The organism is Acetobacterium wieringae (assembly GCF_023700225.1).
Taxonomy (GTDB): domain Bacteria; phylum Bacillota; class Clostridia; order Eubacteriales; family Eubacteriaceae; genus Acetobacterium; species Acetobacterium wieringae.
Genome location: NZ_CP097897.1, coordinates 2,631,180 through 2,645,421 on the forward strand (window position 1 = coordinate 2,631,180; position 14,242 = coordinate 2,645,421).

Consider the following 14,242-nt stretch of genomic DNA (forward strand, 5'->3'; position numbering starts at 1 on the left):
AAATTTTTGCCGCAAACCAGCAGTCAAATTCACTTATTTCAACCCACCGGATGGTCTACAGTAAAATGTCCAGGGCCGAACGAATACTATCTACCGGGAGAATCGTCATTCCGGCAATTTTCAAGCCTTTCTGGTTGCCTTTGGGGATAATGCAACGCTTAAAGCCCAGTTTTTTTCCTTCGATCAGGCGTTTTTCGATGTGCTGGATGTTACGGACTTCACCCGTTAATCCCACCTCGCCCAGAATCATCAAATCGCCGGGGATCTGAAAATCCCGGAGGCTGGAGTAAAGTACAGCAATTACTCCCAGATCGAGTGCGGGTTCATCCACCTTGATGCCACCCACCACATTGATGTACGCATCCACCGACTGCATCTGAATTCCCAGCCGCTTCTCCATAATTGCCAGCAATAATACCATCCGGTTATAATCCATGCCAGTGGCCATTCGTCGGGGATTTCCAAAGCCAGTGGGCGAAACCAGCCCCTGCAGCTCAATCAGCAACGGCCGGGACCCCTCAATACAGGGCACCACCACCGATCCACAGGTATTTTCGGGACGGCTGTCGAGCATCATCTCCGATGGATTGGCTACCGACTGCAAGCCATTTTCAGTCATTTCAAAAATCCCGATTTCATTGGTGGAGCCAAAACGATTTTTGACACCCCTTAGAATCCGATAAGCGTGATATTTTTCGCCCTCAAAATAAAGCACCGTATCAACCATATGCTCCAGCACCCGGGGACCGGCAATGGCCCCATCTTTGGTGACATGCCCCACCAACACCATTGCGATATTATCTTTTTTGGCCAATTGCATCAGTGCGCCGGTGTTTTCACGGATCTGGCTGACACTGCCTGGAGCTGAGCTGATGTCCGGGCTGTACATGGTCTGAATCGAATCGATAATGACAATATCTGGCCGCTCTTCTAGAATAATCGTCAGCAGATAGGGAATATTAATCTCCGATAAGAAAGAAATCTTTTCAGATTTTACCTTCATTCGCTCTGCCCGCATTTTTAATTGCTGTTCCGACTCTTCGCCGGAAATATATAAAATCTTATAGCCCTGATTTCCCAGGGCTTCAGTGGTCTGCAGAAGCAACGTCGATTTCCCGATCCCCGGGTCACCGCCCAGCAAGATCATCCCCCCAGGGACAATCCCGCCACCCAGAACCCGATCAAACTCTTCATTGCAGGTCGGGTAGCGGGTGTCCCCAGTATAGGTAATCTCCGCTAGGGACTTCGGTTTAGAATAAACGCCCCGTTCCCGAATCGTTTCCTTACTTCCCTGCTTAGAAAAATCCAACTCTTCCACCATGCTATTCCACTGCCCACACTCCGGGCATTTACCCATCCATTTGGGCGATTCATAACCACAGCTCTGACAGACAAAAATACTTTTTTTCTTTGCCATCTTTTCCCCTTATTCACTACTCAATCCATTTATAAACCAGATAACCGATCAAACCGCCAATCAGATTTAAAATAATATCATCGACATCCGCCCGACGACTGGCTAAAAACAAGTATTGGATCAGCTCGATAGCACAGGTGGTTCCCAGTATCACCACAAAGACATGGAAGAAGCCGACCTTGTTTTTTCGTGCTAACGGATATAGGAACCCCAGCGGTAAAAACAAAATGATGTTTCCGGCCAGGTTTTTGAACGAATCGGTAAAGGTGTATAAAAGAATTTCTGTTGGATTCGTTGGTTTGGTTGCCAAAAACTCCCAATCAATAAAGCCATTAACCATAATGTCATAAAAAAAGTTATCAATCGTAGTCAGCGGTATCAAGTTTACGGTAGTCTCATAGGTAATATTAGAAGCATCGGGTAATAGCGTCAATATAACTAGAAATCCCAAATAAGCCAGCAACAGCAGCTTAAAGAGAAATGCGACACGGTTGTTTTTACTCATATCCTGGTCCTTCCTGGTTGATTGCTCGTGTAAGCCTTGCTATTATAACGAATAAACCTTTAGAGTGCCACAGAAATTTTCCTGACCGGAAATTTTTGCAAAAAAAAGAAAAAATATCGAAAGTAACCCCTCGATATTTTTATTCTTTGTTTTAAATTAAAATACATTATTGTATCCATGCTAATTCAAAACTCAGCATTAATTTTATACTATGGCAATTATATCCAACTTTTTGGCATTTGTAAAGGGTTTCGCTCGTTAGTTATTTATCTAACGATGCATCTTTTTCAAAACCATTTACTTTATAACAACAACGGTTTTAGAATCATTGTTGTTATAAAGTAAAAACAACATCCACAAAAGCTGGTTCACTGCGAATAATCTGGGCAGTGCCATTGGTTTTATCCTCGATCCAGGCTAAAAATCCGTTTGTTTCCGCCACCGGGATCTGAAAAAACAGGGTGACATTTTCGCCAAAATCTTCATTTACCGGAATCACCTCCCGTTCCATTAGACCGTTGCTCAGTCCCCCATAACTTGCGTAACTGACCACCACTTGCAATTGATCCGAAAACTGCTTCTTGATCACAGTACAATGATTCAAAACATTACTGGCGCCGCCGCCATAGGCCCGGATCAAACCGCCGGTACCCAGCTTCACGCCGCCAAAATAGCGAATGACCACCACCAGTACATCTTTGAGCTCCCGATGATCAATGACCTCCAGAATCGGTTTACCGGCGGTACCGGAAGGTTCGCCATCATCACTGGCTTTTTGGCGCCGGGGATTGGTGTTAAGCACATAGGCCCAGCAGACATGGGTGGCTTTATAATGCTTTTTTCGGATTTCGGCGAGAATTGCTTCAGCTTCTGCTTCGGTTTCAATATGAAAAACCATATTGATAAAGCGGGACTTCTTGATTTCAATCTCCGTTTCATCAGGAATTAATACCGTTTTATAATCTTCCACAATTATACCTCTGTCACCTGATACTTTTCAAACAGATGAGTTGGAAAGTCATCTGTCATTTCGATGGTCACCAGATTGCCGTCAGCCTGATAGTCGATCGCCAAAACCACTTTCATCTCATGCAGAAGTGCCAGTGATTTATTGTCATCATAGGGAATCAGCAGCTGCATTTCCCGTTTTTCTCCTACCAGCACCCGATTGATGATGTCAAAGAGGCTCTCGATTGCCATCCCTTCTTTTGCGGAAATATACAAAGCCAGTTCCTCAACCGCCACCTGATTCTTTTGCAACAAAGCATCCTGTTCTTCCGGGGTCAGCTTATCGATTTTATTATAAATCATGATGACTTTTTTATTGCCGGAACCAATATCCGAAAGCACCTGATTGACCACCTCGATCTGGGCTTCATAGTTATGATTGGACACATCCACCACATGCAGCAATAGATCAGCGGTTTCGACTTCCATCAAGGTGGTTTTAAACGCTTTGATCAGATCATGGGGTAGTTTGTCAATAAAACCAACGGTGTCTGAGACCAGATACTCACCATGTTCCGGATCGACCTTTCGCAGGGTCGAATCAAGGGTAATGAAAAGGCCATCCTTGGTCACCACTTCACTTTGAGTCAGCCGATTAAAGAGGGTACTCTTACCAGAGTTGGTATAACCAATTAAGCTGACCGTTTTGATTTTATTTTTACTGCGCTGGACGGCGTTGAGCTGATTGCTCTTATTGATCCGTTCAATCCGGGCTTCCAGCTCTTCTAACTGTTTGCGGATATGGCGGCGATCAGTTTCCAGTTTCTTTTCACCAGGGCCTCGGGTGCCAATGCCGCCTCCAGTCCGGGACATTACAATCCCCAGACCTTTTAGATGACTCATCCGGTATTTCTGCTGGGCCAGTTCCACCTGAAGCTTGCCTTCTTTGGTTTTAGCGTGGCGGGCAAAAATATCCAGAATAATAGTGGTACGATCAACCGTTTTGGTACCGGTGGCGGCTTCAATGTTGGCTATTTGCCGGGAATTGAGTTCATCATTGGCAACAATCAGGTTAATGTCATGATTCTGAATCACCTTGATCAGTTCCTGGAGCTTCCCCTTACCGACATAAAAGGTTGGATCGATCTGACTTTTTGACTGACAAACCTCTTCCTCCACAATACCACCGGCCGTCTTGACCAGTTGCCGTAATTCTTCCATCGAGTCCACCAGTTCAATGCCCTTATTTCCGGGTAGATCCAATCCGATCAGCAATGCCCGTTCCTCTTCATCCTCGGCATCGAAGCGATTATTGGGGTCATCTTTAATAAACCGGTCAGCCAACAGGATATAGTGTTCCAGCGGAAACTTGTTTAGTTCTTTCAGGGTTTTAAATAGGCCCTGACCATACTCCATGGTTCCTGCTTCCACCACTGGTACTCCAATGCTAAAGCTGGTCGGTATTTTTTCGTCGACACCGATGGCAATAATACACTGGAGGCTCTGTTTTTTAGCCGCCGAAAAATCCTCAGCCGACAGCCGCGGATTTCCACCGGGATGGGTGTGAATGACCCGGTATTTATTGAGGGCCTTAACATGATAGAGCATCTCCGCATTGCCGATATTGACAGTGGATGCATCACCAATATTTACCCATTGAACCCGATTTTTGTCATTGGTGCAGATCAACACCTCCCGTTTTGTAATCAGGGTCAGTCGTTTTAAAATTTCCAGTACGTATTCATCCAGCAGGACCTGATTTTCCATTTGATAACCAATCAAGTCATTCAGTTCATTGATATAGCTTTGGCGAATGCCACTTTTATTATTATCTGCCATTATTTTTTTCCTTTGATTTATTAGAGTGTCTTATTATAGCACAAAAACCAGGCAAAATAGTTGCCTGGTCAGGTTTATAAAGACTAGAGTTTGACCACTTCGGATTCGGCCACGGCGGTTTCCATCATCGCACCCATCATTTCCGCAATTTTTTCTTCGGAGCGGAGCATCTCCGAAACCTTGGGTTTGGTTTCCGGATGTTTGGGCACAAAAATGGTACAACAATCTTCGTAGGGCAAAATCGAAGTTTCAAAGGTGCCGATGGTTTCGGCAATTTTGACAATTTCGGTTTTATCAAAACCAATCAGTGGTCGAAAAACCGGTAGCTCGGCTACCGCATTGGTAGCTCCCAGTCCTTCCATTGTCTGGCTGGCCACCTGCCCCAGACTTTCTCCGGTAATCAGCGCCTTGGCACCTTCGTTGTGAGCAATCATCTCAGCAATCCGCATCATGTAACGACGCATGATGATGGTGGTTTGCCGTTCCGGGCACATCTCCACAATTTTGGTCTGGATCTCAGTAAAAGGCACTACAAAAAGTTTGATCTTGCCACAATACTGGCTCATGATTTTAGCCAGATCAATAACCTTTTCCTTGGTCCGATCACTGGTGAAAGGGAAGCTGTGGAAATAGACCCCGATGACTTCCACCCCCCGCTTGGCCATCAGATAGCCAGCCACCGGACTGTCAATCCCGCCGGACAAAAGCAGTGCTGCTTTACCGCTGCAACCCACTGGCAAGCCGCCGTTACAGGGGATAAACTGGTGATACATATAGGTTTGTTCGCGAACCTCCACCCACAGATTCAGGTCTGGGTTATGAAGATCCACCGTAATCCCTTCAATGTTGTCCAGAACTACTTCGCCCAGACGGCAACACAGATCCGGTGATTTAATCGGGAAGGTTTTATCCCCCCGCTTAGCGGTAATCTTAAAGGTTTTTATTCCTTCGGTGGACCGCACCTGTTCAATGGCATTTTCTTCAATTGTCTTAATTTCACTGTCAATAACAATGGCCGGACTGATGGACACAATCCCAAATACTTTTTGCACCCGTTCCATCGCCCGATCCAGATCTTCATCACTCACATTGACAATCAGACGTCCCTGAATTTTTTTAACTTTCGCCGATGGTACACTTCTCAGGGTATTTCGAATATTTTTTGCCAATAATTCGATAAAATAATTTCGGTTCAACCCTTTCAGGGCAATCTCCCCATAGCGAACCAGAATAACATGTTCCATTAATTTTTTTGCTCCTGTCATCTATTTTTGTTTGGCTTAATCAACAGCCGCAAGCTACTGACTGCCTGGGCAATGGCGGCCACTGCTGTTTTAACATCATCGTTGGTAATGTCTTTTGAAAAGCTAATGCGAATGGTTCCTTCTTTGTATTCTTCGGCCAGCCCGATGGCTTTAAGGACATACTGTTTCTCCTTTTTATGCGACGAACAGGCTGAGCCGGTGGAAACAAATATTCCCTTGGATTCAAGGCTGTGCAGCAGTACTTCGCCCCGAACCCGGTTAAATGAAACATTAAGTACATAGGGACTGCCGTTAGGATCACCGTTGATTTTGATGTCATCAATTTTTGTCTCTAATTCATTGATAAAGTCGTTACGCACGTTTCGGATCGCTTCAAACTCATCCATAAATGAGTCGCTTCGTAAACGAACGGCTTCACCAAAGCCAACAATCCCCGGAACATTTTCCGTACCTGAACGAAGGTTATTTTCTTGGCCACCGCCCCGCAGCAGGGGTTTAATGTCGGTACCCTTTTTGAGATAAACGGCGCCCACGCCTTTCGGCCCGAAAATCTTGTGTCCGGACAGGGTCAGGGCATCGAGCATGCTGGCCTGCACATCGATGGGAATTTTCATAAAGCCCTGAACAAAGTCAGCATGAAAAACACACTTGGCATTAACCGCCTTAACGATTTTGCCAATCGCTTTGAGATCCTGAATGGTTCCCAGCTCATTGTTTACCCCCATAATACTGACCAGAATGGTATCCTCGTTCATAGCCGCTTGCAGCTCCGTCAAATCAATATGTCCTTGAGCGTCAACCCCCAGAACCACCACCTCAATCTGATGATTCTGATAGAAGGTAAACACATCCAGTACCGAGGGATGCTCGATGGCTGAGGTGATAATCCGCATCCGCTCCCGTTTTTTATTCTCCACCACCCCTTGGATAATCATATTATTGCCTTCTGTCCCACCGGATGTAAAATAGATCTCCTGGGTTTGACAGTTCAGGTTTTTTGCGATTAATCCCCGGACTTCCTTAATCGCCTGTTCACTGCGAATCCCCAGGCGATGAAGGGATGAGGGATTCCCGTAATTGTTAACTAGGGTATCCATCATCTTTTGCGCCACCTGGGGATGAACCCTGGTGGTTGCCGCATTATCTAAATATATTTCGTTCATTGTTTCGATCCTTTTCCCATACGGCCCAATTTCTTACGATTTGAATTAGCATTCCTCATCCAAAAAAATCCGGCTTCCCACTGCTGAACGCTGGCCCTGATATTTCCCCTGATAAGGATTCAATGCCATATCATCCATTTGAGCAAAAACCAGCTGACAAATCCGTCGGCCTTTTTCCAGTTTAATTGGTAAGCGATTGGCGTTATAAAGCTCCAGGGTAATCTCGCCTTCAAAACCCGGGTCTACCCAGCCTGCATTCTGAATAAATAAACCCATTCGACCGATCGAACTACGCCCTTCAACAAAGGCAGTCAGATTGCAGGGCAGCTTGATGTATTCCATGGTGGTTGCCAAAAGAAAGGAATTGGACGGGATAATGATTTCATCCGCTTCCATGGAAATATACTTAATTTCATCCGTCAAGGACATGGCCTCAAAATTATTTTCATCCAGCTTTAAAAAACTGGTTCCCAAACGAATGTCCACCGAGGCTGGCTGTACCTGCCCCTGTTCCAATGGATCAATGACCAGCTCCCCACTTTCCAGATATTTATAAATGGTTTTATCCGATAAAATCATATTTCCTCCAAAATTCAATAGGTCTGCAAAATTTTCCCATTAATTGTATTATTAATCGATGTTTCTGTCAATTTTTTGCAAAACGAGTCCTCTGCGTCTCGGCCATTAACGCTCAGACCGGCCCATTTCGCCTCATGCCTAGAGATTGACAATGGTTACTCCAGAGCCTCCTTCGTTCATGGCCCCCAGGCGAAAATCTTCAATCAGCGGGTTTGTTTTCAGGTATTCATGAATAATCTCCCGAAGCCTACCGGTACCCTTGCCGTGCACAATTACCAGCTGCTTGTTTCCTGAAAGCATTGCATCCCCAATCATCTTATCCACCAGAAACAGAGATTCTTCACCATTTTTGCCGCGGAGATCAAGTTTGGTCTCCATCACATGACGCTCGACCTTTTTAAAGGTCACCTTTTTTTCTTCCGGCTTGGCCAGGGCCGTTGACATGCTCAAATCCCCTACATCAACCTTTAGCTTGATCATCTCTGACTGAACCATGGCTTTGTTCTCGTTGGGCAGCAGATTTAACACCTCTCCCTCCCGACGCAGGCTGTTGATATAAACCTTCATCCCAACACTCAGGTCATCCATTTCCAAAGCTGCCCCCTGATAATCTTTGGGTCGGCTGCCAAACTGATAGAGATTTTTCTCTTTTTCTTTGATCCGTTTGCGAATCGCTTCCAATTCTTTATTGTCCTTGATGGATGTGGTCGTCGTTTCCTGAATGGTTCGGATTTCCCGGTAAATATCTTCAGTTTCGGCCCGGGTTTTCTTAACAATTTCCATTGCTTCTTCTTGGGCTTTTTGCAGCAGCGCTTTTTGTTCATTCTCAAATTTCTGCTTTTCCCGATCCATTTGGCGTTTCAGCGCTTCGGTTTCCTGCTTCAGGCGAATAATGGCGTCATGCTCAGCTTCGGTACGACGCCGCTTTTCATCAATTTTAATCAGGGTTTCTTCAAAGCGGATGGCTTCATTCTTAATCAGGTCGCGGGCATTTTCAATAATGTCCTCACCCAGCCCCAGGCGAATGGCGATTTCAAAAGCGTTGGATTTTCCCGGCACGCCAATTAACAGGCGATAGGTGGGCCGCAGGGTTTTGACATCAAATTCAACGCTGGCATTAACCACCCCCGGAGTGACCAGGGCATATTCCTTCAGCTCGCTGTAATGGGTGGTGGAGACACTGGTAACCCGACGCAGATGAAGTGCATTTAGAATCGAAATGGCCAGGGCGGCCCCTTCGGTCGGATCGGTACCGGCCCCCAGTTCATCAAATAGTACCAGTGAGTTATGATCAGCCTTATTCATAATTGTCACGATATTGGTCATATGCGATGAAAAGGTGCTCAGGCTTTGCTCAATGCTTTGTTCATCCCCGATATCGGCAAAGATATCACCAAAAATCCGGGTTTTACTGCCTTCCCGAACCGGGATAAACAATCCGGACTGCACCATCAAATTCAATAGTCCGATGGTTTTTAATGAGACTGTTTTTCCCCCGGTATTGGGCCCAGTGATCACCATGGTATCAATGCCTGCGGAAAAATATATATCCGAGGCGACAACCTGGTCTTCCGGAATCAAGGGATGCTTGGCCCTAAGCAGCTCAATGGAACCAGTTTCTGAGACACTGGTACGAACTCCATTGATGGTTAGACCATACTTGCCCTTGCCAAACTGAAAATCCAGATCCACCAGCACCTCATAATTGCAGATAATTTCATCCCGCAAATCAGCTACCTTCTGGGTCAGATCTTTGAGAATCCGGGTGATTTCGTGTTCTTCTTCGGTAACCAGAATTTTAATATCATTGTTCAGTTCCACCACCGCCATCGGCTCAATAAACAGGGTTGCCCCACTGGCCGATTTGTCCAGTACAATCCCCGGCACCTGGCTGCGGTATTCCTGTTTAACCGGAATAACATAGCGGTTGTTCCGGATCGTCACAATTTTTTCCTGAAGGATTTTTTCATAGGCAGTAGAACTAATCATTTGATTCAGTTTTTCGGTGATCCGCTTGTATTTAAACTGCATCTCCCGGCGAATCCGGGACAGCTCCCGTGAGGCGTTGTCGGCCATTTCTTCCGGTCCCAGGATTTTGCGGCTGATTTCTTTTTCCAACTCTTCACAGGGTTCCAGTGAGGTAAACAGATCCTTGAGCAAAACAAGGGTATCCATCTGGGTGTCCCCCTGATAATAATTATCCATATCCCGGGCAATCCGCAGGAGCGTGGCGATCGACAACAGTTCTTTCATTGACAGCATCGAACCAATGGCCGCCCGCTTGACATAATCACTGGTGTTCGGTACATCTGCCAGCGGTGGTCGACCATTGCGGAGGATCATCCCCAGACTTTCATTGGTTAAATCAAGGGCTCGATTAACTGCTGCCAGACTTTCTTGCGGCAACAGATTCTTTGCCTGATCCTTCCCACCCTGAGTGACGCAATGTTCACCCAGGCTTTTTAATATTTTATGATATTCCAAGACCTTTAAGCTTCTTTGATCCATGTATTATTTCACTCCTCTATTTTACGCCTCGTCTAAAACTCCCCCGGGTGGTTCCTTCAGTTCCCAACCCTTCGGGAAGACCCCAATGCTTGTCATAAATTCCCTGTCGGTAATAACTGATGATGGTTCTTAACTTTTCGATATTTTCGTTATGGTAGTAGATTCGCCAGGTGTCAACGGACTTCAATTCAAGGATTTCTTCTCTCAAAAATAGCGTGTCGCCATTATAGATATGAATCAAGCCCTGATCATCCCGCTCCACCGGGAAACTGAAACCCCGCTCATCGAGCAGTTTACCGGACATCTCCCGATGACACAAACCAGTTGTTCCTTTTTTCTTTTCCAGACAATTTTTGCAGCCAAACAGGCATTTTTTACTGACCATCAGCTCCTGAACACCATAAACAGGTAACACCATATCAATCTCAGAATGCTCGGTAATTTCTTGTAACTCGGTTTCAATAAGTTCCGGCGATAACACGGCACCACCAACACCCCACTCTTTTAATGCCCGAGTTGCCAGGGTATTAAACATGTTAAACGACAAATCGGCCTCCACATAAGATGATGTTTTATTCAGCAGTTGCAACGCTTCATAATTACCAATTAAAAAGCCATCCTGATTCAACTCTTTTTTTAGTAATTGCCGCACTTTTTTAGTCATCTGGTCATCCATAATTTTAGGCGTCTTCAATAAAACTGTGATTCCCCGATCCTTCAAGAGGGCGGTCTTTTCTGCTACGCCCTCCCCCAATAAAGGCAACACAACCTGATCCAGTCCATCCAATTGCATTAAAAAGTCGATCATTGGCATTTTTTCAAATGATAGTGAAACCTGTTTCTTTTCACCATCTGATTGCCGTTTTTTTAATCGCTCCGGTTTGGCCAAAAGTTCTTTTTCCAACGGCACAATTGTAATGGTTGAATGTAACAAATCGGGACTGACCTCTTTTTTTTCAGTGTCAGCCAGCTTCTGTGTCAGTTTAATCAGCACTTCTTTACGCAAGGTGTTTAACTGACTACGGGATAGAAAAACCTGATCATCCAATTCCATGGAAATGATACCCAGTTCGAAGCCAGTGCCACCGATCCGGGAAATTTGCTCCCGCACCATCGCCTCATCAATGGGATTTTTTAGTGGTGCTTCGGGATAAAAATCAGCACGATAGGTGACTGCGCACCCCTGTGCAGAAGCGACTATTTCTGCCGGTTTATCGAGCTTCAGGAACAGTTTGAAATTGATTGTCGAGGCTGGCTGATCAAGCGAACGGGAGCCCCGTTTTGTAAGGCTGTCCATCAAGTTTTTATCGAAATTTTTGTATAGCAGTGTTCCCGGCGAAACCCCATAGCGACAGGGAATGACCACGGTTTCGCCACCAGAACCCTGTTCACACCGGCGACCCGACGGAGTGAAAATCGCATCGACTCTGGTTCCTGTTTTGCCGTCCTCGCCAAAGGATAACCCATCCCCAACATTGAGTTGCACATCCTCATAAAGACGAATCCCCAGCGGTTGATAGGTGCTTTTATGATTTGTATTTTTGGCAGTTTTAGCAAGACTGACAACCTGACCAATTAAAACACCCCGGTTCTTACCCACCTGAGCATTGAGAATATCTGCTTCATTAAAAAGATGGCCCCGGGTGAAATCCCGGTTAAACACCTGCATGACGGCCCGATTATCGATGGTTTGATCAACCTCATCTCCGGCAGCAGCATCGATGCCTTCCCGATAAGCCCGGGTGATTCCATAAACATATTCCGGTGTTTTCATCCGTCCTTCTATTTTTAAAGAAGCCACGCCAGAAGCGCTAACGACCGGAAGCGCATCCAAAATATTTAAGTCCTTGGGACTGATAAGATAGCCTTCCTTTACCAGACGAGCGTTCTCATCGAAGAGTTGGTAATGCTTCCGGCAGGGTTGGGCACAGAGCCCCCGGTTCCCACTACGGCCGCCAATCATACTGCTCATCAGGCACTGACCGGAATAGGCGTAGCACAAGGCTCCATGGGCGAATATTTTTAATTCAATCCGGGTTTTCTTTTTAATATCAGCCACCTGGGTTAGTGACATTTCCCGAGGCAACACCATCCGGGAAAAACCAAGTTTCTGAAAAAACAGCACCCCTTCCAACCCATAAACGGAAGCCTGGGTGCTGGTTTGCAGTTTGAATTCCGGAAAATAATGTCGGAGCAGATAAATCAACCCGATATCCTGAACAATCAAGCCATCCAGGTTAAGGGTTTTTAAAAAATTAAGCGTATTGACCACTTCTGCCATTTCACTGTTTTTGATCAAAATATTCAAGGTGACATAAACTTTCACCCCATGCTGATGACATCGGGTGACCGCTTCCTTAATCTCATCGTCCGTCATGTTTTCGGCATTACGACGGGCATTAAAGGATTTGCCACCAAAATAGACTGCATCTGCACCACCGTTGATGGCCGCTATCACAGCTGCCGTGGTTCCGGCCGGAGCCAGCAGTTCTGGTTTTTTATTCATTTTTACCTCATGTTCCTATTAATCGCTGTTTCACGTAACATCTATGCAATTGATTATTATAACATATCGAGATAAAATAAAGAAGATTTGATATTCTTTTAATTATTTACAGGAAAGAGACTAATCTTCTTGATAAATCAGGGTAAAAAAAGTATGATAAGAAAAATGTTGTATTCTGGTATGATTTAGACGTGAATTGATTTGCAAACTGAAAAGCAGAGAAAGGAACCATTCATGAAAATTGCGATCTTAACCTTGGGAACCCGCGGTGATGTCCAACCTTTTGTCGCCCTGGGACAAAAAGCCCTGGAAAAAGGGCATCAGGCCGTCATCTGTACCGGAAAAACATTCAAGCCATTTATTGAAGCAGCCGGAATCGAATTTAAAGAAGCTGCTAGTGATCTGATGGTGATGCTGGAGACCACTGAAGGACAGATGGTTTTTAAACATGCCCTGCGCCATCCATTCCGAACAAAAAAATATCTCGATGAAGTGGTCAACCCGAATTTTCGAAAGTCTTTGGATCAATTTTATGAAGCCGCCCAGGGGACAGATGTGATCCTCTATCACCCCAAAGCCTTCGGTGCTCCCGATATTGCTGAAGCTCTCGACATTCCCTGTATCAGCATTCCCCCGGTACCGATCACCTTGCCAATTGATGAATTCCCCAACCTGGCCATCTCTCCGACCAAAAATCTGGGAAAACATTTCAATCGCTGGACTTATTCAGTAATGGCTCAGGCCGAACGCTCAAGTATCAATGAAGTCAATGATTTCAGAGAAAAAAACCTGCATCTGCCCAAACGCAAAAGCGGACTCTATACCTTTTCTCTGAACGATCAAGCAATCCCGATCATTTATCCCATCAGTAAGGCCTTATTTCCGGAAGTAACCAGCTGGGAGGGCCGGGTTCTGACGCCGGGGTTTTTTTATCTTGATTCCGCAGCCGAGCAACTTGACTCCAGCCTCACATCGTTTTTAAGTGCCGGATCAGCTCCTATTATCGTCTCATTTAGCAGTATGCCTCTTAAAGCGCCTGAACAATTCAAAAACTGTCTTCAGGAAGCGCTTCTTGCCACCCATCAGCGGGGTATCCTATTAACTGGCAACAGTGGCATTCGCTTTGAAGATGACGCCGATCTGCTGACCATCGATGCAGCGCCCCATTCGCTGTTGTTTCCCCATGGAAAAGGAATCGTCCATCATGGTGGTGTGGGAACCATGGCCGCCGCCATCAAAAGCGGCAAACCGCAGCTGATTATACCCTTTTCGGTGGATCAACCCTTCTGGGCCAACCGCCTCTATCAACAGGGGTATGCCCTCAAACCGCTCAAGGAAACCCAGATCACGACACGATCGCTGATTCAACGCTTCATTGCGTTTGAAGAAGAGGCGGTTCAGTCAAAAGCCCAGGCCCTGAAGTCCCTCATCGATCAGGAAAACGGAACTGAAACGGCCCTTGCATTTATTGAGAAGCATTGTCGAAGCAACGTAAAGAGGAATCGATAAAAC

The 14,242-nt window shown here is 45.7% G+C and carries 10 protein-coding genes; 1 reads left to right on the forward strand and 9 read right to left on the reverse strand.

Translation table 11 applies throughout. The features are described from left to right. Positions 1–55: 55 nt before the first annotated feature. The 9 genes from radA to CHL1_RS12810 all read right to left on the reverse strand — a co-directional run bounded on the left by radA (position 56) and on the right by CHL1_RS12810 (position 12,730). Positions 56–1,417: a DNA repair protein RadA gene (gene radA, locus CHL1_RS12770; protein WP_250933257.1), complete on the reverse strand. Its 1,362-nt coding sequence runs from the start codon at positions 1,415–1,417 to the stop codon at positions 56–58. A 16-nt stretch (positions 1,418–1,433) separates the two neighbouring features. After that, positions 1,434–1,922, reverse strand: coding sequence for a VanZ family protein (locus CHL1_RS12775; RefSeq protein ID WP_070370496.1), 489 nt, complete (start codon positions 1,920–1,922; stop codon positions 1,434–1,436). 334 nt (positions 1,923–2,256) lie between these two features. Next, on the reverse strand, positions 2,257–2,892 hold the full coding sequence (locus tag CHL1_RS12780) for a YigZ family protein (protein WP_250933259.1): 636 nt from the start codon (positions 2,890–2,892) through the stop codon (positions 2,257–2,259). Between the two features lie 2 nt (positions 2,893–2,894). Then, positions 2,895–4,709: a GTPase HflX gene (hflX, locus tag CHL1_RS12785; protein WP_148638739.1), complete on the reverse strand. Its 1,815-nt coding sequence runs from the start codon at positions 4,707–4,709 to the stop codon at positions 2,895–2,897. Between the two features lie 83 nt (positions 4,710–4,792). Next, positions 4,793–5,953 (reverse strand): tRNA uracil 4-sulfurtransferase ThiI, encoded by a 1,161-nt coding sequence (gene thiI / locus CHL1_RS12790; protein ID WP_070370068.1) that lies wholly within the window; start codon positions 5,951–5,953, stop codon positions 4,793–4,795. Positions 5,954–5,970: 17 nt separating this feature from the next. Next, positions 5,971–7,137 (reverse strand): cysteine desulfurase family protein, encoded by a 1,167-nt coding sequence (locus CHL1_RS12795; RefSeq protein ID WP_228882794.1) that lies wholly within the window; start codon positions 7,135–7,137, stop codon positions 5,971–5,973. A 45-nt stretch (positions 7,138–7,182) separates the two neighbouring features. Then, positions 7,183–7,716: a dCTP deaminase gene (gene dcd, locus CHL1_RS12800; RefSeq protein ID WP_070370070.1), complete on the reverse strand. Its 534-nt coding sequence runs from the start codon at positions 7,714–7,716 to the stop codon at positions 7,183–7,185. 138 nt (positions 7,717–7,854) lie between these two features. Further along, positions 7,855–10,224 (reverse strand): endonuclease MutS2, encoded by a 2,370-nt coding sequence (locus tag CHL1_RS12805; RefSeq protein WP_250933261.1) that lies wholly within the window; start codon positions 10,222–10,224, stop codon positions 7,855–7,857. Between the two features lie 16 nt (positions 10,225–10,240). Then, a complete protein-coding gene (locus tag CHL1_RS12810; protein ID WP_250933263.1) occupies positions 10,241–12,730 on the reverse strand; it encodes a U32 family peptidase in 2,490 nt (829 codons plus the stop codon). A 234-nt stretch (positions 12,731–12,964) separates the two neighbouring features. On the opposite strand from CHL1_RS12810, the gene CHL1_RS12815 reads away from it, so the two are divergent. Continuing rightward, positions 12,965–14,239, forward strand: a complete 1,275-nt coding sequence (locus CHL1_RS12815; protein WP_250933265.1) for a glycosyltransferase — start codon at positions 12,965–12,967, stop codon at positions 14,237–14,239. Positions 14,240–14,242 lie beyond the last annotated feature (3 nt).